Below are 20,244 nucleotides of genomic sequence, written 5' to 3' on the forward strand. Positions count from 1 at the left end.
GCGGCCGCGAGTCCCGCGCGGCGGGGTGCGGACAGAACCGCGCCGACGGCGGGCCAGGCCAGCAGGTCCATGGCCCGGGCGATATGTCCGGGGTCAAGGTTCCCCCCTTCCACCCTCAACACAGAACACATAACCCCAGCTCACACACCCCAACCACCCCGACCGAACCACCAATTCCGCCCCTCAGCGAACCAGCAACACCCCAGGCCAGCCAACACCCCACACCAACAACCCCCCTTCCAGCGTCATCAGGACCGGGGCGTCTTCTGGCCCGTCAAAGCGGTATTGAAGGCTGTTCATCGGTGTCTCACTGACCCGCCCGGCCCTCTCATCTGTCACCGGAGACGCTGGTACAGCGTGACCCGCCGGCCCCGGACCTGTTTGTCCGCCACGACCGTGAAGTGGGCGGCCAGCACGGCGGCCTTGGTCCTGTCCCGCTCCGCAGAGACCGGCCGGGACACGCGGGATGCGTCGGTGACGAGGAGTATGCGCCGGTGAGCCAGCATCGCGGCGCGTATCCGTCGCGGACCGGCCTCCTCGCCCTTGAGCGTCCCGGACTCCACGGGACTCTCGGCGAGCGCGAGATCCCGCAGCCCGGCGAAGTCGCGGGGGGAGACCAGTGCGGTGTCGCGCCGGGCCGCCGGGATAAAGAGGACCCCATCGCCGGGCCTCTTCAACTGCTGTACCTCACCGGCCACCGACAGCACGTCGTCGACCCGGCTGCCGGGGGACCGCTTGGCCAGGGACTGCGGCATCAGCGCCGACACCGCCACCACAAGCGCCAACGGGACGAGCCACCGCGACCCACGTGGGAACCGGGGTGCGGCTGCACGCACAGTCGTGGCCAACGCCGTGCCGATCAGCAGGGCCAGGCCCAGCATCGTGAAGAGCACGTAGCGGTCCACGAACATGGGTTTGACGACGGAGATCCCGACGAGGGCGAGTTGGGGCACCACCAGCAGTGGCAACCCGACGGCCGCCACCGACAGCCGACCCGCCTCCGGTCGATCCAGCAGCGTGCAGAGTCCGCCGATCGCCAGCAGGATCGCCGGGCCGATCAGCATGTGCCACGTCAGCGGGGGGATCCAGGAGACCTGGTCGGACTGGCTCCGGCTGAAGAGGATCAACGGTGAGGCGGCGGTGGCTGCCGCCGCCGCTGCCACCGCCCAGCGTGCGAGGGTCCTGCGTCCGGCCCCCGCCCACACGAGGGTCGCCACATGCGCGGGCAGGATCAGCAGGGACAGCCAGTTCAGCAGCGCGCACAGCAGGACCGTGCCTGAGTACGCCAGCCAGCGGCCCGTTGCGCGGCGCTCGCCGAACGCGGTCACCAGCAGCAGCGTCGAGACGCTGGCCCCGGCCGCCACCAGTGCGTACGGACGGCCCTCCTGGAGGTAGAACTGCACAGTCGGCAGCAGCCCGAAGGCTAGCCCTCCCCCGAGGCCGGCCCACACCCCCGCCAGGCGTCGCCCGATGGCCGCCACGCAGATGGCGGCCACCGCCATGGCCAGGACCGAGGGCAGCCGCAGGGTGGTGGTGCTCGCCCCGAAGCAGGTGAACAGCCCGTGCATCAGCAGGTAGTACAGCCCGTGCACGACGTCGACCCGCCCCAGCATGTGCCAGATGTCGGGGACAGACCGCAGGGCCACCTGCCAGGTGGCGGCTTCGTCCCGCCAGACACTGTGCTGCCGGGACATGCCCCACAGCCCCAGCGCGACGGTCCACGTCAACGGGATCAACCACAGGGGTATGCGGAGGCGGGCGACGGTGACATGACTGTTCACCTAGGCGGCCAGGGCCTCGTCATGGAAGGCGAAAACAGAGTCGCACCGGTCGCGGACGCGGTCGTCGTGGGTGGCTATGACCACCGCGCAGCCAGCCTCGCTCATCTCCCGGAGGATGTCGACGACCACCGTAGCGTTGGTGTGGTCGAGGGCACCGGTCGGCTCGTCGGCGAGGACCAGGCTCGGCTGCTTGACGAGGAGCCGGGCGAGCGCCACACGCTGCTGTTCGCCGCCGCTGAGGCGGTGGACCTTCTCGGTCTCCCGTCCCGCCAGGCCGACGCGGCTAAGGGCCTCGGCGACAGCGGCGTCGCTCCGGTCGCGCAGGGACCGCCGTGGTGCGGCCGCGACCTTCAGGTTCGCCGCCACATCGGCGTTCTCGATCAGTGCGTAGTTCTGGAAGAGGTATCCCAGGACGTCGCGGCGGAACAGCCGGCTCTCACGCGGACCGAACCTGGTGATGTCCTTCCCCCCGTACAGGATCTGCCCCGAGCTCGGCTTGTCGAGCAGGCCGATGCAGTTGAGGAGGGTGGACTTCCCCGAGCCGCTGGGGCCTACAAGGGCGACCATCTCGCCACGGCCGACGGAGCGGGTGACGTCGGACCACAGGGTCCGGGTGCCGAAGGTCTTCGACAGCTTGACGATCTCGATCACGGGAGTGCTCCTGCTGGACGGAGGGAACAGGCTCGGTGCGGTGCTCACGCGCTGGCCACCCCCTCCTTGACGATGCGCCGGTGAAACGCCCGGAGAGCGAGAAGGACGGCGCAGAATTCGACGGCGACCAGTCCGGCGATGGTGGCGAGGTCCAGTGCCGTGACATGGACAGGGGGGTAGGGGGCGGGGATGCCCTGGGAGGTGATGTCCTTCAGCTCCTGGTTCTGCTACCAGGCCCGGATGGGCACCCACCAGGCCAGGAAGACCGCGAGGAGGCTCTCGACGGCCAGAATGTTGCGGTGGATCGAGGCGAATCGCCAGCCGCTGATGTGCTGCGCGAATATCGCGTCCGCGTTCTTGCGCGCATGGATGACGCAGACACCGAGTCCGGTGATGAGGAGGACGCCCACCGCCGCGACGAGGTCGAAGAGCTGCAACCGGAACGCGTTGCGGGCGTCGCGCAGCAGCGCGGCGGCGTTCTGCCCCACCGGGTTCACGGCTGCCACGTACGTCTGCAGTTCGCCGTCGTGAGCCGCCAACGCACGCAGGACGTCCCCGGGGTCGGGGAAGACGATCCCGTCCTGCGTCGCGAACGTGGTGTACGCGTCGTCGGTGAGGATCCTCGAGCCGTCGGGCACCACGACGAGGACCGGGTCGCGCACCAGCGACCGGTCGTCGTCCGGGCTGTACGCCATGTTCGGGCTGAGGTTGCCCGAGTTGTAGGCGAAGATCCGCTGGCCGCTCCTGGCCTGCAGCGTCTCGACCTTGACCCGCCGGCGCAGTGCCGGATCCAGCCGGCCGAACACGTCGGGGACCGTGGCCCTGATGTCCGCTGTATACGGCGCCAGGGACTGCGGAACGATCAGCCGCACCGCGCGGTCCTCCGGGACCTTCCCGTTGTGCGGCACCGTGGTGTATCGCCGCCCGTTCGGGTCGAGGACCGGCTGCTCGGCGAGGAACGTCTCGTTGACGACGAGCATCTCTCCCTCAGGGAGGCGCGAGTCGGCGGAGACGCTCTGCAGATCGCGCCGGCCGGCGACGACGATCTCGCCCGCCGCGTCGGATTTGCGCAGCCACCGGCCCACGTGCGTCATCACGGCGTCCGTGTCACCGCCCCAGCTGCCGTTGAGGCGGATGGTGACGGCGTCGTCGGCCTTGGCGTAGACGTCCTGGTTGTCCTGGCGGGCCAGCACGTGCTGCCCCGCCAGGGTGACGTCCATGGCGAACCCCAGGGCGAGCAGCACCGCGGGGACGCGCACCAGGTACGTGGCGAGGAAGGCCGTCCTGGCGGGCAACTCGCCCTTGAGGGCGCGCAGTACCTCGACCTTGAACGTCAGGGCGAGCGCGGCGGCATGGGCGGCCAGCACGAGCAAGACCAGCAGGACGGCGAGGCACGCAGCCACGGCGGCGAAGAGGCCCAGCCAGGCGAAGCCGTTGTAGAGGCCCAGGAAGGCCAGAACCCCTGCCGTGACGGCACCGGCCGCGACCGGCCAGAATCCCGCCAGCTGTCCGAGGTCGCGCAGGAGGACGCCGGTGAACGACCTGCCCTGCAGGCGCAGCACCCCGTAGGTCCGCGCGCTGAGTAGCACACTCGCGCCCGTCATCGTCACGGCAGCGAGCGCGACCACGCCGAAGGACCAGAAGAGGTCGTCGTTCGTGAAGGACGCGGCCAGGTCGCCGGACGCGAGCGGGTGCTGCACGCTCGCGGTCAGGCCGAGACGGGCGAGTTCGGCCGTCAGCATGTCCGCGGCGCCGGGCGCGCCGAAGACGTAGTAGAAGCCGCGGGGGTCCCGCTGCCGGATCTCAGCCAGCGGGTGCACCTCGGTGTCGACGTGCCCGCTGAAGCCGGGGTATCCGTCGGCCAGCCACGAGGCGGCGTCGGCCTTCGGGTCACCGGTGGTCAGGTACACATGCCGCAGCCGGTCGGGGCTCTTCAGATCGGGCAGTTCACGCGCCACCGTGACCCGGTGCTCCTCCGCGAACCGAGCGACGGCACGTGTGACCTGCGCACCGTTCACCGAGTCGTCGGACTCGGACACCCAGACCTGTGCCGAACTACCCAGCACCAGTTGCTCGTCCAGCCCGCGCACAAACAGGAAGGCGAGCATCGCCGAAAAGACCAGCACTGCGACATGGACGAATTTGATACCTCGGTGGAGCATCGACTACCTAGTGCCGCACTAGGTAACGTTTGCCCCGTCGCGACGTCGGGCACGCACTCTCGCTGCACCAGCCGAAAGCCCAAGTACGTCCAGTACAAGGACTTCCGGCCGGCACACCGAGAGCACGCACCCCACGCCGCTCCTTGACGGGCAAACGTTGCCTGCCGCGGCACTAGGTCCGGGCACTCGGGGAGCGCGCGTGTCGTGGGGGGAGGGGGGACCGCGGCGCCTCTCCGGCTGTGGGAGAAGGATCCCCCGCAGCCGGAGAGGCGCCGGTCAGCGGCTCATGGCCGTATCAGCCGCGAGCACAGGGCCTCAGCAGGCTGGGTCGTAGTAGGCGTGGCTGATGGTGTTCGCCTTCTCGGCCGACGCCTTGGACCACACGTTTTCCTTGGTGCAGCCACTCTTGGCCCAGTACTTGCCCTCCACCGAGGAGGCGTGCCAATTCTTCTTGTGGAAGTAGTTGGAGTACACGTAGTTGGCGCCGACGTCGTGGCTCCATCTGCCGCCGCCGGCGTCCTCCGACACGGCCAGCGCGGGAGCGGCGGCAGCAGCGAGGAGGGCACCGGCCGCGATGACGGCCTTGAACCCGTTCTTCATCGTCATGATCGACTCACTTTCACTTCGCGATCCTGATGGACTGTCGACCTCGGGGCGTACCACAGACATGCTCGATCCGCTTTCCGCGGACGGAGAAATGCCGCTGTCGGTCGACGTGGGGCCGAGCCGGGCCAATTCGGAAATGGGCGGACCACTCTGTCGGATACGGGACGGACATGCCGGCTCGCCAGTTCTCACCCTGGTACGCGAGGGGATTCTGGAATATCTCGAATTAAACGACTTTGCGACGGAAATGTAGCTTCTGGCCGGACTGCCTCAGGCGGCGATCCACGGAACGCGGCAGGCGTGCGGCTTCGGGCCCTCGGGGCACAGGGCCCTGATCACTGCCTTACGGATCGTCCGCCAGGTGCGCAGGGAACACACCACACGCACGGACAGTTCCACGGGCACGCGCTCCCCGCTGCTCTCGCCGGGGTGTTCGACGGCCCACTGCTCCGCCAGGAAGCCGTAGACATCGACGGTCGTCAGTTCGCTGCCGAAAACAGTGTGGGCGACGTTTTCCTCGACGAGCCGGGCGCTGCGGGACGCCACGGCTTCCCTGACCAGGTTCCTGGTCCAGGCCAGCCCGCGCTCGTCCGCGTACAGCCCGAAGCTGAGTGTGCGCGTTCTCATGCCCGTCAGCCCCTCGTGATGTTCTTCTTCGTGCAGTGCTTCGCACGATAGCCTTCGCGCATCTGGTCGTTGGCGTTCTTGATGGCCGCCTTCCACGCGTCCGGCTGGGTCTTCGCCCAGCCATGCCCCTGCACGAATCCGTGGGCGCTGTTGTCGGAGATGCGCATCTTGGTGCACTGCACGTGTGCGGTCCATCCGCTCGCCGCCTGGGCGGGAGCAGCGACCCCCATGGAGAACACGGCTGCGACAACGGTGGTGACGAGCGGGGAGACGGCAAGCAGCCTGCGCATAGAGAGATCCTCCACAATATCGATGGTCGTTCGCCACAGAGGGCAGCCTGTCGAATACCGCGGTGCGCACTTTTCCGCCGTCGACGGAATCACCGAACAACACCTCGACCGAGCAGATCGAGGCGGACTCCAAGTGCGGGACCACTAACCCCTGAGCGCCATCCGTTTGCCGGTGGTCAGCCGACCGGATGGGCACATCGAGAACCTACAACGAAAGGCCAACCATTGGCCAACAGTTCTTCATGTCGTGATCATTGTCATCTTCCGCGTGTGTGCAGGTGACGTTCCGTCAAAGTCTCCTCCGTCAGGACATAGTGACGGTCACTCAGTCGGCGCTCACCCGGATCCTGCCCCCGGTGGGATCGACGCGGTCGTGCCAGCGTCCGATGAGGGTCAGGGTGCGGTTTCGGCAGGGCGGTGGCGATGCCGAGCCGTTCGCGGGCAGCAGGCAGCCGTCCTGGCGGACGTGGAGGACGGGGTGCGGCAGCGGGGCACCGGTGCGCAGGACGCGGCGGACGGGCGGAGTGCCCGGGGCGGCGCGGTTCGGGGCGATCCAGCGCAGCAGCTGCGACGCGACGACCGGTACGCCCGGGTCCGGCCAGCGGGCGCCCGCAACCTTTCGCGATCTACCGTCGATGGTTTGGCACCGACTGCTGACAGCGCTCAGACGGCCCACTGGTCTGTCGAACGACTCGTCCAGTTCGTCGCTCAGGCAAAGCAGTTCCGCGAGCTGAAGCGAACGACCGTGCCGTGGGATCAGGCTGGGCCTCGTTACGCCCCGCAGCTTGGCTCCGAACGCTCGAGAGCGTTGAGTTGACAGTTGCGCCCATGGAGACGCCGCACTCCGTCGTGGCCGCTCCCTGCAGAAGCCCCGTCGGGATGGTTCCCATGGCCAGGCTGGGCCGTCGGCCCATGCCGCCCAGAACACCGCTCCGCTGTCCTCGGCCGCGTTGAAGGCGCGCCTGCTCATCGAGAGCGACCTCGGCAGCGGCTATCTTCGCGAGCCGGATCGCTCTTCCCGGCACGACGATGCCTTCCACCGCCAGCCGTAGCATCTCCAACTCCAGGAAGGTGCTCAGCGGAGAACGCCGCGCGAGACGGCCGTTGCTCTTCAGTCGCGCCACCTTCTCGGCCGTCCAGCCCGCGCAGGCCTTGTAGCGCCGCACCGGGATGCGCAGGTCCCTCATGATGCCGAGCAGACTCGTCCGGTCCTGGACGATCTCGGCGACGGGGCCAAGCACCCCTGCGAGTGCCGACCCGCGAACGCTGCGTACCAGATGGCAAACCCGCTCCACTCCCGTGGTTGTGCCCATCAGGTGGTCGTTGAGGTAGATGCCCAGCATGGCCGGGTCGGTGCTGCGGGTGCTTTCGGGCCGAGCCGTGCCGGAACCCTGTCGGTCGTTCATCACGTGCCACCTTTGTCGTCCGTATACCAGAAGACAGGTTCGCACCCGTCACTCACCGCTGCGGATACCCGCCCGGGCGCTTCGCGCACCGCGCCCTCGGCCGGACCACCAGTTCGGCCGAGGCCACGCACGGCGGAGCGAGCCGGTACGGGCCGGGCCGCAGGCGACTACGGTGCTGGGACCACGAGTTCGGACTGGAAAAGCCCGCCTCACGCGCACGCTCGCCGCAGACGAGGTCCTCGACCAGGCGGTCTGTGCTGGCCAAACTGCTCGCGCTTGAAGCGCTCCACGTACCAGTCGTACGGGCCGTCGTCTCCGTCGGGGATCTCGGCGCCCTCGATGCTCGCGATCTGGCGGATCAGGTCGCACTGGACGCCCCAGGCGGAAAGCATGCCGGCCGATACGGAGGCCCCGGCGCCGAGCAGCACCGCGTACCCACCGGGTACGGCCCGCAGGCCGAGTGCAAGATTCACATGGGGTTCCGTCGACTGGTCGACCATGGCACGCCTCCTTGGGCACGCGGGAGCAGAACGGACCAAGTTGACCACCCATCACCAGTTTACGTCAGATCGACGAAAAGGGTGCGTTCCCGCTCACCCGCCATCCACCCCACGACCCGGCGAGCCTGGGCTTGCCGCCGTCCGGGACGGCTTACCCAGGCTCTCCTTGGGCTTGCCGCGGCTACCGGCGCCGCCCGAACACGCCACGGCTCTCGGCTGCCGGTGGTTCGACCGCCGCGCGGGCAGTCGCTTCCTCTGCCTGGCGGCGCGCGAGGTGTTCGGCTTCGGCCCGAGCGCTCGCCGTGGCCGCGCACGGCCCGCACAGGCCGTCGCTCTCGCTGCCCCAGGACCGGTGCCCTTGCACCTGCGCCCAGCAGTCGTCGGTGAACTACGTGGCGGCCGGGGCGGGTTCGGTGAGGCGGTCCAGCCGTTCGTAGAGGGCCCGTACGAGCCGGGCGCGGCTCTGGGCGCAGTGGGCGGTTCCCTTGAGTAGAGAGAGGTGTCGGCACCCGATGCCCGCTGACCCACCCCTGTTGACCTGAGACGCACCGGTCACTGGCTCGAGTCATTGGCAACTTGTTGCGCAACCGGCTGGGCAACTGGTTGGGCAACCCGGGGCGGCCCTGCAGGACGACGGTGCACCGCCGAACGGATGTGGGCTATGGCTCCAGGGCCGTGCGCTGACCCAGGTGCTGACCCACGCCGGCAAGGAGTGTGGGGGCTCTTCCCGGTGAAGTCGCGCCGATTCCGTCCTGGTGGGCGCAGCGTCGCTTCAGACTGGTCGCATGTCACAGGTACCGAGGGTGTACGGCAGCGAGCGTGATGACTCGGAGTCCGGGCTGGAGCCCGGCCGCACCGCGAGCTGGCCGGTGGGCCGCTGGACGGGCAGCTGGTCGAGGTGACCGGCTGGACGGATGAGGAGATCACCACAGGTGCGTACCTGATCACCCCTCACAGCACGTACGGGCCGGGCGGGCGGGCCTCGTACGCGCCGACCTTCAGTCGCCCTGGCGGCCGGTGGGTGTGGGAGGGCGACGTGCCCTGATCGCCTCGCCGCCAACGATGGCCCGGTGCTGACCCGTCCCCCGTGTCCTGGGAACGGGACCGCGACCGCTGTGACCGGGGTCGTGGACCCTCAGCGTGGCGGCAGTGCGGCTTCCGTGAGGCGGTCCAGGCTCTCGTGCAGGGCGCGCACCGTCCGGGCGCGGTTCTGGACGCAGTGCACGGTGCCCTCCAGCTTCGCCGAACAGCTGGCCTTCCGCCTCGCGCAGGATGACGTCGGCGAGCGCCTTCGGCCCATTGTCCTTCGGGAGTTGGTCGGCGCGGCGGCGGACGTGGGAGGCGACGGCGCGGGCGTGACCGGTCAGTTGGAGGCCGATCTGCTCGTAGTCGCGGGTCGTCAGTGTGTCCGGGCCGGTCCAGCGAGGACGGCCTTGATGAGGCACTCGTACGGTGCGCGGTCCGGCGGGAGCTCCGCTTCGATCAGTCCATCGGGGTCGTAGAGGACCGTGTCCGACTCTATTTGCGGCATCGCAGTTCAAAGGCCATGAACTCCGTAGAGACCACATCATCCCTTGCTTGACGTGGCAGTGGGCGCGCTGGAGTCGGGGCGCCACGTGGGCCGTTGGAGAACGGGCCGCGTCTCGCTTGCGGGCACTCGCGGAGCTTGCCGACGCCACCCTTGACCGTGGCCTTGCGGCGAGGGCGGCGGGCCATCGGCCGGCCCGCGGGGGCAGCGAGCACTGCCCCGCAGGACCTGGCGATCGGCCCGGTCCTGCGTGTATCCAGGGAAGACGTCCCGCCCATACCCGGAAGGGGGTCCCGTCTCTTGCGCGCATCCGATTGCCGTGAAGGTTCCCGCCCCAGCGCTCACCTGGCCGTGGCCGCGTCCCGGTCCGCCACGCGGCCTTTCGATCTGCTCGCGGTCCAGCGGGAGGCCGGCAACGCCGCTGTGGTCAGAATGCTGCAACGGGCCGGCCACCTCGACGAGGAGCAGCAGTGGCAAGGTCCGTCCCCGGGGCCAGCCGGCCCCGTCGTCCAGCGGTCGAGTGTGGAGGGTGTGCTGCGCGGATCCGGTGAGGCGCTGGACGGCGCGCTGCGCGCGGAGATGGAGGAACGGCTCGGCGCCGACTTCTCCGACGTGCAGCTGCACACCGGGCACGCGGCCCAGCGCTCGGCCGCGGAGATCGGGGCGCGCGCCTACACCTCCGGCAGCCATGTCGTCATCGGCGCGGGCGGCGCCGACAAGCACACCCTGGCCCATGAGCTGACCCACGTCATCCAGCAGCGGCAGGGGCCGGTGGCGGGCACGCCCACGGCGGACGGCCTGTCGGTCAGCGACCCCGGGGACCGCTTCGAACGGGAGGCCGAGGCCAACGCCACCCGCGTCATGCGCGCACCGGCCGCACCGGCCGCCGTGGCCGAGCCCCGCGCCGACGCCCTCGGGCCGTCCCCGTGCACCGGTGCCCCGGCCGTGCAGCGGTCTATGTATCTGGCCAACTACGATGACCGCATCTACGCGGACAGCAACCAGCCCGGCAGCGAGTTCGCCTTCGTCAAGAAGGACGCATTCGACCGGCTGCTCTTCGTCCCCTACCCGGGCGTCGACCGTGTCCGTGACGCCGTGCGCAACACAGGCCTTTCCGACTTCTCCACTTCCCCGCTCGACGGCCTCATCCGCCGCGATCCAGCGTTCCAGGCCGTGTTGCTCCAGGAACTGGGCGGCTTCCACCACTACGTGAGCACCGCCGGAACCCTTAGCCGGCTGGAGAACGAAGCACTCGGCCGGGGGCTGCCCGGGATGCTCGCCACGGTCGTCCGGTCCGGTCCGCGGCTGTGGCAGAACCCCGGCGGCTCCCGCGCGCCCCGGGCCAAGGGTCACCTGCTCACACGGGCGGGGACCTCCCGCGAGCAGGCGGAGCAGCGGCTCGGCGTCAATCTCGATGCAGATTACGCCGACGTGCAGGTGCATCAGGTGCAGGACGCCATGTACGAGGCGACCCGCCACAGCATGGACAGCAACGGCCTCTTCGAGTACTCGGGGCTCGGCCCGGACGACCCGCACAGGATGCTGTACATCTCGACCGCGACCACCCAGCGGTCCGCGTCGCACCGCATCCGCATCGCCAACCAGCGCTACAGCGATGGCGAGTTCTTCGACCCGAGCCTGAGCGCTACCACGCGTGCGGCGCTCGACGCGGCCTACCAGGGGCTTATGCACGTACCACCGCGGCAGAGCACCGGTTGGGTTCCCGGCACCGGGCTGACGCCCGTGGGCCGGGGCTCGGGGCAGGACACCGCGATGAAGAACTGGAACGCGCTCGGCCTGGCCGCCTACGCCAACCTGGCCCTGGGCTGCACCTACGACCTGAATCAGAACTGGGAGTGGTTGCACATCCAGGGTGCGCAGATCGGCGGCGCGACCGACGAGCACAACCTCGTCGCCGGCACCTACGTCACCAACTCGGCAATGATGCCCTTCGAGAGCCTGATCGCGGAGTGGGCGAAGGCGGGCGCGCACAACTTCCAGGCCCAGTTCCTGATCACACCCGGCAATACTTTGTTCCCCAAGTACATCGAGCTGTGGGTGCGGGCCCAGGGCCATCAGCATCTCGGCGATCTACCGCCGACGTTGCTCGCCCGGTTCGAACCGCTGTCCGGACGGATCGTCGACCGGATGGCCGGCGAGATCATCAAGCGCAACGTCGACATCCGTCCGCACCTGCCCTCCCTCTTGCCGCTGTGACCGGGGCAACCCTGCGGGACTGCCGGGCGTCACCTCCCGAGGCACCGTCGCCACCCCCAGCTCCTCACGCCTCTCGGCCGTCACCGCGAGGGGTGTCCAGAGGGGCCCACACCGGCCCGCAGTCCTGCGGGATGCTCCTGGGATCGAAGTCGGTGGCCGGTCAGAGCCCGGCGGCCACCAGTTGAGTGTGAGTGCCCTCCTTCGCCGACCATGCCCGCTGATGCGGTACACGGCGCCAGCCGATCAGCGAGTCGGACGTGATGGTGTCAGGCCAGATCATGTAGCCGAGCATGACAACAGCCTCGCGCCGACGGTCGGAGGGCCGACCGTCGGAGAGGGGGAAGACTGTCGGCGTCGCTTGAACCGTGACCCTCTGACGGCTGATCAAAACTGACTCACTTCGTGGCATCCATACCAACCTGATCTTGAGTGGAGGTCGGGAGGAGAGGGTGATCCAAGTGGAGGACTGGGCAGAGATCCGGAGGCTGCACCGGGGCGAACAGATGCTGATCCGGGCGATCGCGCGGCATCTGGGTATTTCGAAGAACACGGTGAAGCGCGCTCTGGCCACGGACCGGCCGCCGGTGTACACGAGGCCGTTGAAGGGCTCGGCGGTCGACGCGGCCGAGCCGGTCATCCGTGAGCTGCTGAAGCAGACCCCGACGATGCCGACGACGGTGATCGCGGAGCGGATCGGCTGGGAACGCGGGATGACGATCCTCAAGGACCGCGTCCGTGAGTTGCGGCCCGTCTATCTGCCAGCGCAGCCACGTCCCGTGCTCTTCCCAGTGTCGGCCGACTTCCGGGGGCTGCCTCCCGACCCAGTCCTCCGGGTCGGCGGCCTTCTCCTCGATGCAGCCGGCGTCGGACTCACCGGTCAGTGGCTTTGTTCACGACTCGCGTCAGCAGTGCTTGCCCACGCTCCCCTTGGGTTTGCCCGCGGCTACCGGCCCCGCCCGATCCCGAACACGCTCCGGCTCCTGGCCACCGGAGGTTCGCCCGCCGCGCGGGCAGCGACCTGTTCGGCCTGCCGTCGCGCGAGGCGTTCGGCTTCGGCCCGAACGCTCGCCGCGTCCGCGCACGGCCCGCACAGGCCGTCGCTCTCGCCGCCCCAGGACCGGCCCCGCCCGCGCACCGCCTCCCACCGGTCGTCGGTGAACTTCGCCCCGCAGCTGATGCACACGGGTCGCCGCGCCTCCCGCTCAACGGCCTCCCGCTCCGCCTTCCGTCGCCGGGCCTGCCCCCACTGCACCGCGTACAGCCGCTCGCCGTCCGGGTTGTCCAGCGCCTCGGGGAGCGTCTGCCACTCATCCCTGCCGAGCCTGCGCCACACCGTGCCCGCGGCCCCGGCCGGGTCGGCGGTGATCCGCTCCAGCTCGGTGACGACCACGGGCACCGCCTGGTGGTAGTCGACAGCCGTGATGCCCACGCCCCGGCCCGGGTACGGGGTGCCGGCGAAATACGGGCGGGCGGCCTGCTCCAGGCGCCGCATCCGGCTCTCGCGCTGCGTGGCCGTCTTCCCGGTGAACACGAACGCGACGGGCACGTAGCCTTCCCCCCGGTCGCCGGATAGAGGCGCGACCACAGGCGAAAGTCGTGCACCGCCGCTCCCCGGGCCGCCTTCTCCTTGGTCGTATCCGCCTTCGGTGCCAGGAGCTCGAACCACTCGTGGTAGCGGCGCAGCTTGTCCACGAGGTCGTCGACGGGCTCGGTGACGCGGTCGACCTCCAGGAGCATCGCGGGCACTTTGGCGTCCGGGGCGCGCATCGTCAGGTCGGCGTATTGGGTGTACCCGTACGGGAGGCGGTGGGCGATCTCGGTCTGCCAGGACAGCGGGGTGCCGTACCCGGCCCCGGTGAGCACGGCCGCGGTCGAGGTGACGGCGGCGGCGTGTTCGTCGTAGCCGTCGTCCTTCACCGGCCGGCCCTTGGCGTCGACCCGGAGCTTGCGCAGCGCGGAGATCCGCACGTTCTTCGGCAGCAGCGTCTTGGCTTCCTTGTGGCCCTTCTCTGTGAGCACCCACAGCTGGTGTCCCGACTCCAGTCGCGTCTCCACCCGGACCAGGCCCGTCTTCTTCAACGCGTTCAAGGTGTCGCGGGTGCACCGGTCGTGCCGGTCGGCGGGGCGAAGCATCCGCCAGAGCTGATCAGGGGTAGCCCGCTGGAAGATCCCCAGAGCCCTCAGCACTTCCTTCCGTCGCACTCCGGTCGGCTTCCAGACCTGTGTCGACCTAGGAGGGTTGTCGAACGCGTCGCGGGGCCTTGACTTCCGGGGCTGACCTGCGGAGACGCGTCCGGCGGGCGAAGTGGTCGTGGAGGGGGCGATGGAGGGGCCCGTGGAGGGGGCCTGCGGGACCTGGTCCACGTCGTCGGCGGGCGCAGCGTCGCGCGCGGTGTGGTGTTCGTGGGCGGGGTCGGGCGTGAGATCGGCGGGCACGGTGTCCTCGGTTTCTCCGGCCTGCGGGCCGGGTCGGCGGTCGTCCGGCCCGCACGTGGATGTGCGCGCGGGCCCGGGGCCACGTGTGAAGCCACCCCTTGTCCGCGGTCTGACGGCCACCGAAAACCGGCGTCTGATTCCTCCTTGACCGCCCCTTGCAGTCCGAGTTTGTCCGTGACCGGAGTCACGGCCGCGCCGTGTCCCGGAGCGCGGTCTCTGTCCACAGGGCCGGACGCGCACCGTAGGCGATCGGCCGGGCGCACCAGGCATCCGGCCAGCGAACAGCAAGGAGCCGTCATGGAGACGACGTCGGCCAAGGTGCCCCAGCTCGCCCCGGAGCAGATCCTGCGGGCCGCCGACTACGTGGAGCTGGTCTGGAAGGAGCAGGGCAGCGAGGAGGAGGCCGCGCTGGCGGAGTTCCACGCCGACGGCCCTGAGCTGGCACGGCTGATCGGTGAGTTCGGTGCGCTGCTGCTGGCCGACTACCTCACCGCCGTGCCCGATGAGCACGCCGACTGCGAGTCCGCGTACGCCCTCGGGCAGCTGGTGACGGTGGCGAGCCGGTACCTGAAGCGGTGGTGCCTGGCGGACGGCGGCGCGGACACCGCGTGGATCGCGGCGGGCTTCCTGATCGAGTGCATGCAGGAGGTCGACCAGGTCAACCAGTTCCTCGCCGACATCCGCGGCGACGCCTACGCCGGGCGGCCGGCGGCCGCGGCCTGAGTCGAACCGGCCGGGGCAGCGCCCGGGGACGGAGATCTCTCCTCCCCCGGGCGCTGCCCGTTTTCGGTGGTGATGTCGGAGGTAGCGGAGGTGGACAAGGGGGGTGCACGACCTGCCGTGGGTGGTGGAACGGGTAGCGTCCACTCCCCACCGTGCTGCCATCCACCCCCACCCGGTGCTGTGGGTCGAGTGGAGCCCACCCCTCCAGCCATCGGGTGCGGTGGAGTCCACCGTCCTGGCATCGGGCTCGGTGGAGTGAGTGGAGTCCACTGAGCCTCCGCCAACTTGAAGTCGCAGGTCAAAAGGCTGGTGTGATCGGCGCTCGGGGTACTCATGCTGGTCGCGGGCGTGAGTCCACGGAGAAGATCATCCGTCAACGGTTGACTTCGAGGTTCGTCAGGACGAGCAGAGCGCGCAGGAGTCGGGTGGCGCGGGCGGGTTCGGCTCGTAGCTTGGTGAGGATCCGCCAGTTCTTGAGATGGGCGAAGCCGTGCTCGACCGGCGCACGTCCCACGGCGAGGACGCGGTTGGCTTCCTTCTGGCCTGGGGTGAGCTTGTGGGTGCGGGTGGCGGTGTAGCCGGTGACGATCACGGGGTCGTGGATGTTGTTGTCCAGGCCGCGGAAGCCGAGGTCGGCCAGCGCCCCGAGGCCGGCCGCGCGCAGGTGGGCCAGGATGTGGTCGTGGCGGGCGGCGGTGTTGTCGTGGGTGCGGCCGGGCCGCGCGGCGGATATCCAGATCAGACGCCCGTTCTCGTCGGTCAGGGCGAGGAAGTGCAGGCCATGGCTGCGGTGCTTCCCGGAGTAGTTCCGGCGATCGGCTCTTCCGGTGCGGCGCCTGGTGCGGATGAGAGTGCCGTCGATCAGGACCACCTCCCCGCCCTGTTTGGCGACCTTCATCAGGGCGCGGTCCAGGCGCGGTGCCTGGGCGGCGAGGAGTCCGATCAGTTCGTCGCGCCAGCGGCGGATGGTGGATTCGGACACGTTGTTGCCGCCGGCCATGTCGGCCAGGCGCTGGTCGTGGCGCAGTACGGCCAGGACGATCACCGCGATCTTCCCCGGCGGCAGGATCCGCCACCTGGACCGGATCGCCTTCAGATGGCGTCGCAGTAGATCGGCGAGGTGGCTGACGGTGCGCGTGGACAGCGGCAGTCGGCACTGGTAGACAAGCGGGCAGGTGTCCTCGGCGCGCTCTTCGGGATTCGTCACACAATTCCAACGGCCGCCGGGGGCAACCCGGTTACGCCCATGCCGAGCTGCTCCGAGTGGCGGTGCTGCTGGTCACAGGCGGGTGGTGAACCGGCCGTCGGGCAGTTTCCGCAGCCAGCCGCGATCGACGAGTCTGACCAGCTTGCTGCGTAGCGGTTCGAGCTTGGCCTTCACGCTGATGTCCACCCCCACTACCTCGCCGACCTCGCGGGCCATGACCGGTCCAGCGGCCTGCCGCACGGCGGCAATGATGCGCTGGTAGTCCCGCGGGAGCGAGTCCTCCTCCACGTCCGGTTCGCGATGCGGGATCAGCATCACCGTCCGGCCGGCCACCTGCCTGGGCGCCGGTCCGGCTGACGCGCGTTCCTCAGCGAGCTGCCCGGTCACCCGTTCAAGGACTCGTTCAGCGACGGCAAGCTCGTCCCGCTCGGCCCGCACTTCCGCCAGCCGTTTGACCAGCCGTTCTTCGAGTTCGTCCAGCTCCGCGCGCCGCGCGGTGATCCGTTCCAGCAGCTCAGGGTCCAGCATGCACAGGATCGTAGAGGGCCGCCCGGCCTCAGCAGGCAGGAACCAGAATGCGTTCGTGCTTCGGAGTCGGGGAGGGGCCGACTTGCCGTCAGTGCGCCCAAGGCAGACGAACCGACTCGATTTCGGAGTCGTTCAGCAACGCGTTGATGAGGGCTGGGGGCCCTGCGACCTTGGTGGCCCACAGGTCGTAGTCGGTGCACAGGACCCAGGAGCGGTCATCCACCCAAAGGTTGGACGGGCTGAAATCTGCCTCGGAGTGGTCGTAGAGGATCTCGGCGTCGCCGAGCCGACCTGCACGCACGTGGAGGTTGTCGAAGTCGATGGCTCCAAGCATCAGCGGGTTGTAGTAAGCCAGGCAGCGAGTGTCGGGGCCTGCGGAGCTGTACTGGGTGAGGATGCCGATCAGCCGGTTCCATGTCTCCCGGTCCAGGCTCCCCTCGGTCGGCGGGACCGTGCCCAGTGGCCAGCTGCCCTCCTTCTTTGCTGAGGGAAAGCAACGGTAGGAGGGCATCAGCCCGTCGGGCACGACCGGGTCGCCGGTCCTCCGGGCGAGTTCGGCCCAGCGCACCCTTCGCCAGCCAGGGCCCGGGTGCCGGGCACGGCCCAGTCCTCCTCCAGTGGCGACGCTCACGGCGTCGAGGTCGAGGCCCGCGACGCTGTGGGGCAGGGCGCTTCCGTCGGCAAGACGTGCCTGGTGGTACTCGTGATACGACACATCTTCCGGTCCCTGCTCGTGCTCGTACATGGCGTTGAACACCCATGCTGCGTCGGGCATCGCCGGAGGCATGAACCCTGTGATGCCGTCGCCACACAGCTCCAGCAGCCAGTCGGTGGCCCCGGGCGCCGCAAGCGGCCACAGGCTTGACATCAGGTTCGATTCCTCGGACATGTGTTCATGGTCCCAGGAGCGAATCCGCCCTCCCTCAGTGGGCCGACATCGTGCCGCCCGACCCCTCCGCGCACCTGGCCGGGATGGCGAGGTGTCCTGAAAAGCGAGCAAACCGACGACTGACGAATGATCTACACCTCAGACCTCCGCCCGCGACCAGCATGAGCACCCCGAGCGCCGATCACACCAGCCTTTTGACCTGCGACTTCAAGTTGGCGGAGGCTCACTCGGTGGGCGGTGCGCGCACTGGTGCGGCCTGGGCGCGGAAGTAGCGCGCACCGGATGGACGCGGTGCGGTGGAGTGGGCCCGGGTGGAGGCGGTGCGTTTCTCCTTGACCTGAGCTGAGGTCAAGGAGAAACGCACCGGGTGGATGCGCGGCCCCACCCCCGTCGATGGCGTCCACTTCCACCCGGTGGGCTCCACTCGGTGGAGTGGATGCCGAGCGCGGTGTCGTCCACTCCCGGACGGTGGACTCCACCCGGTGGAGTGGAGGCGGGGCGTCGTCGGTGCGCGCCACCGCACCGGGTGCGCACCATCGGGTCCACTCAGTGGCCGGCCTCCCGGCCGCGGTGCGGTCTGGGCTCCTGCGGGTGGTGCACCTGTTGGTCGTCTGGGCGCGCCGGCGCAGCGAGCCGGTGTCGTCGTCCTGGCCGGTGTAGCGGTTCGCGCGGACGCGGTCCGCGCGGACGCGGGAGTCGTCGCCCACCTTGGCGAACGCGTCCTGGAGGCGGCGCAGCCGGTCGGCCGTGAGATCGAGGGCTTCCACGTCCGTGCGGGATTCCCGCAAGGCCCGCAGCGCCGTCATGTCGATCACCTCCCCGCGGCCGGCCTTCGGCTCCTGGTCGTCGTGCTCGGGGTCGGCCGGCTCGGGCGCGAGCAGCTGCTCGGGCATCGCCGCCTGCTGATGGACGACGACGTCGTACGCCCGGCCTCGCACGGCAGTGGCGGTGGCGGTGCGCAGCTTCTCGCGCACCACCGCGCCGGCCAGGACGGCGCGCTCGTACTGGAGCGGGATGCGGGGGATCCCCCACTCCCCCGCGTCCTGGCCCGGGGGCCGGTGCGCGGGCGGCTCGCCGGGATCGGCCGGGGGCTGCCGGCCCGGGTCGGGCTCGGGGGCAGGTGGTCGGCGGCGGGCGGGGAGGTCGGACAGGGCCCACCGGGCTGTGTAGAGGCGGTAGCCGGCCTCCCGGCCGCGTACGGTCTTCGGCTCGCTGATGTCCAGGCAGTGGGTGGAGATGGCGGCGGCCACGATCTCCTCGTCCAGGCCAGGGGCGCGGCGGCGGCCGCGCAGGACGAGGGCGAGGTGGCGGCGGGCTTCGGCGAGCAGGTGCCGGCGGTGGAAGCGGCCGCCCTCGTTCATCACAAACACGGTCGCGGTGACGTCGACGGCCGCCATGGCGACGTCGACCACGGCCGCCACCCGGGCCCGGATCGCGGCGGCCGCGGCGCGGGCGTGCTCGAGGAGGGAGGTGATGACGTCGGCGGCCACCTTGGACGTGCGGATCGCACTCTCCTTCCACTCCTTGCGCAGCTGCGCGAGCGGCCGGGTCTTCCGCTTGGGCGGGCGGGTCTTGCGGGCGGCGATCTGGTTCAGCTTGGCGCGGGCCCGCTCGGAGACCACGGGCAGGAACTTCAGCTCGCCGTCGTCGTCGACGGCGGTGACGTACTCGTGCTCCAGCTCGGTCAGGCAGGCGGCGATCTGGTCGCTGCGCCGGGAGGTCCAGCGGATCAGCTCGTGCGGCACCCCGGCAATCTCCATCACAGGCCGGCGCCCCGGGGTGACGGTGCGCGGCTCGGTCGCCAGCCCGAGCGCTTCGCAGACCTCAGCGGCCACCAGCTCGTTGTAGAGCGCGGAGGCCGCCACCGTGTTCTCGTGCAGGGCCAGGGTGTGGACCGATCCCCACTTCCCGTCCAGGCGCTGCCCCTTCACGCTCAGAAGCAGATGGTCATGGAGCAAGGGCCGACCGGAGCGCGCCTCATGGTGGCGGAAGCGCACGGCAACCAGACCACCGGGCGGCCGCACCCGGTAGATGCCGTCCTTGCCGTACCGGATCACCGCGACCTCGTCCTCGATCCACTCCAGCACCCGCTCGATCGCCGTCTCGTGCGCGGCCTCGATCACCCGGCGGGTCTCCTCATCCCCGAACGCCCACAGGAGGTAGATCGTCGGCTGCGGCCGGAACACGAAGTCGACACCCATCACCGTCACCCGGCGGCCCAGGGCGCCGGCCTTGAACGCCTTCTTCGGGGAGTCGCCCGCGGCGAGCCGGTCGGCCTCGATCCGGTCCGCGTAGGGATGGCGGCCGCGCTCGCCGAAGAGGTTCCGCAGCTGCGCCTCGGTGACTTCCTCACCCGGTGCGAGTCCGAGCGCGGCAAGTCCCCGGCCCATCCAGCGCCCGGCCGGGACCCCGGCTTGCTCCTGGGCGGCGCACAGCGGTGTGCGGGCCGGGCGGCGGCCGTCGCCGACGACGGTCTCGCGCAGGTAGTAGCGGTACATCTGACCGGCCCGGACGACCCTGATATCCACTGTCATGCAGACCACGCCACACGGCTCTGACCTGCAAGAAAAGGCCGATCAGCGGCACGTCCCGCCAGGCGGGAGCAGCGGCCGAACTTTCTTCACCGGGGCCCGCCGGGCGGGAAGCGGCCCCGGGCCGGACGCGAATGTCATCGCTCTCCGGCAGCACGTGGT

The 20,244-nt window shown here is 69.8% G+C and carries 16 protein-coding genes and 3 pseudogenes; 4 read left to right on the forward strand and 15 right to left on the reverse strand.

The window, feature by feature from the left end:
• Positions 1-335 precede the first annotated feature (335 nt).
• The 4 genes from ACFYXM_RS33745 to ACFYXM_RS33760 form a co-directional block, all read right to left on the reverse strand.
• Positions 336-1,694: a hypothetical protein gene (locus ACFYXM_RS33745; RefSeq protein ID WP_389295293.1), complete on the reverse strand. Its 1,359-nt coding sequence runs from the start codon at positions 1,692-1,694 to the stop codon at positions 336-338.
• Between the two features lie 87 nt (positions 1,695-1,781).
• Positions 1,782-2,480 carry an ABC transporter ATP-binding protein gene (locus tag ACFYXM_RS33750; protein WP_389295251.1) on the reverse strand — a complete coding sequence of 233 codons (699 nt, stop codon included), beginning with the start codon at positions 2,478-2,480 and terminating at the stop codon, positions 1,782-1,784.
• A gap of 179 nt (positions 2,481-2,659) precedes the next feature.
• On the reverse strand, positions 2,660-4,594 hold the full coding sequence (locus ACFYXM_RS33755) for a hypothetical protein (RefSeq protein WP_389295253.1): 1,935 nt from the start codon (positions 4,592-4,594) through the stop codon (positions 2,660-2,662).
• Between the two features lie 315 nt (positions 4,595-4,909).
• On the reverse strand, positions 4,910-5,200 hold the full coding sequence (locus tag ACFYXM_RS33760) for a lactococcin 972 family bacteriocin (protein WP_389295254.1): 291 nt from the start codon (positions 5,198-5,200) through the stop codon (positions 4,910-4,912).
• Between ACFYXM_RS33760 and ACFYXM_RS33765 the strand changes: the two genes are divergently transcribed.
• The gene (locus ACFYXM_RS33765; RefSeq protein ID WP_389295256.1) at positions 5,199-5,453 is read left to right on the forward strand and encodes a hypothetical protein; all 255 of its coding nucleotides are present in this window, start codon (positions 5,199-5,201) and stop codon (positions 5,451-5,453) included. The two genes, ACFYXM_RS33760 and ACFYXM_RS33765, sit on opposite strands and share 2 nt — an antisense overlap.
• A gap of 17 nt (positions 5,454-5,470) precedes the next feature.
• Here ACFYXM_RS33765 and ACFYXM_RS33770 read toward each other — a convergent pair whose 3' ends face one another.
• The 5 genes and pseudogenes from ACFYXM_RS33770 to ACFYXM_RS33790 form a co-directional block, all read right to left on the reverse strand.
• Entirely contained in the window at positions 5,471-5,827 is a 357-nt protein-coding gene (locus ACFYXM_RS33770) for a hypothetical protein (RefSeq protein ID WP_389295258.1), read from the reverse strand.
• A gap of 5 nt (positions 5,828-5,832) precedes the next feature.
• Positions 5,833-6,117, reverse strand: a complete 285-nt coding sequence (locus ACFYXM_RS33775) for a hypothetical protein (protein ID WP_389295260.1) — start codon at positions 6,115-6,117, stop codon at positions 5,833-5,835.
• Positions 6,118-6,743: 626 nt separating this feature from the next.
• Positions 6,744-7,523: a hypothetical protein gene (locus tag ACFYXM_RS33780; RefSeq protein WP_389295262.1), complete on the reverse strand. Its 780-nt coding sequence runs from the start codon at positions 7,521-7,523 to the stop codon at positions 6,744-6,746.
• Between the two features lie 209 nt (positions 7,524-7,732).
• On the reverse strand, positions 7,733-8,023 hold the full coding sequence (locus ACFYXM_RS33785) for a hypothetical protein (RefSeq protein ID WP_389295264.1): 291 nt from the start codon (positions 8,021-8,023) through the stop codon (positions 7,733-7,735).
• A 1,135-nt stretch (positions 8,024-9,158) separates the two neighbouring features.
• Positions 9,159-9,554 (reverse strand): annotated as a pseudogene (locus ACFYXM_RS33790) (DUF6415 family natural product biosynthesis protein).
• Between the two features lie 297 nt (positions 9,555-9,851).
• Between ACFYXM_RS33790 and ACFYXM_RS33795 the strand changes: the two are divergent.
• Positions 9,852-11,768, forward strand: coding sequence for a DUF4157 domain-containing protein (locus tag ACFYXM_RS33795; protein WP_389295266.1), 1,917 nt, complete (start codon positions 9,852-9,854; stop codon positions 11,766-11,768).
• A 449-nt stretch (positions 11,769-12,217) separates the two neighbouring features.
• Positions 12,218-12,538, forward strand: a pseudogene (locus ACFYXM_RS33800) (helix-turn-helix domain-containing protein); the annotation flags it as partial.
• Between the two features lie 173 nt (positions 12,539-12,711).
• Here the strand turns inward: ACFYXM_RS33800 and ACFYXM_RS33805 are convergent.
• Both ACFYXM_RS33805 and ACFYXM_RS33810 read right to left on the reverse strand, forming a co-directional pair.
• Complete coding sequence (locus ACFYXM_RS33805) at positions 12,712-13,314, reverse strand: hypothetical protein (RefSeq protein ID WP_389295294.1); 603 nt, start codon at positions 13,312-13,314, stop codon at positions 12,712-12,714.
• 170 nt (positions 13,315-13,484) lie between these two features.
• Positions 13,485-14,474 (reverse strand): annotated as a pseudogene (locus ACFYXM_RS33810) (replication-relaxation family protein); the annotation flags it as partial.
• Positions 14,475-14,501: 27 nt separating this feature from the next.
• Here ACFYXM_RS33810 and ACFYXM_RS33815 point away from each other — a divergent pair.
• The gene (locus ACFYXM_RS33815) at positions 14,502-14,927 is read left to right on the forward strand and encodes a hypothetical protein (protein WP_389295268.1); all 426 of its coding nucleotides are present in this window, start codon (positions 14,502-14,504) and stop codon (positions 14,925-14,927) included.
• Positions 14,928-15,300: 373 nt separating this feature from the next.
• Here ACFYXM_RS33815 and ACFYXM_RS33820 read toward each other — a convergent pair whose 3' ends face one another.
• The 4 genes from ACFYXM_RS33820 to mobF all read right to left on the reverse strand — a co-directional run bounded on the left by ACFYXM_RS33820 (position 15,301) and on the right by mobF (position 20,085).
• Entirely contained in the window at positions 15,301-16,134 is an 834-nt protein-coding gene (locus ACFYXM_RS33820) for a transposase family protein (RefSeq protein ID WP_389295270.1), read from the reverse strand.
• Between the two features lie 72 nt (positions 16,135-16,206).
• On the reverse strand, positions 16,207-16,662 hold the full coding sequence (locus ACFYXM_RS33825; RefSeq protein ID WP_389295272.1) for a hypothetical protein: 456 nt from the start codon (positions 16,660-16,662) through the stop codon (positions 16,207-16,209).
• A gap of 88 nt (positions 16,663-16,750) precedes the next feature.
• Positions 16,751-17,530 (reverse strand): hypothetical protein, encoded by a 780-nt coding sequence (locus ACFYXM_RS33830; RefSeq protein ID WP_389295274.1) that lies wholly within the window; start codon positions 17,528-17,530, stop codon positions 16,751-16,753.
• A gap of 152 nt (positions 17,531-17,682) precedes the next feature.
• Positions 17,683-20,085, reverse strand: coding sequence for a MobF family relaxase (gene mobF, locus ACFYXM_RS33835; protein ID WP_389295276.1), 2,403 nt, complete (start codon positions 20,083-20,085; stop codon positions 17,683-17,685).
• Positions 20,086-20,244: the final 159 nt, after the last annotated feature.

Source organism: Streptomyces sp. NPDC002476 (genome assembly GCF_042889785.1).
Lineage (GTDB): Bacteria > Actinomycetota > Actinomycetes > Streptomycetales > Streptomycetaceae > Streptomyces.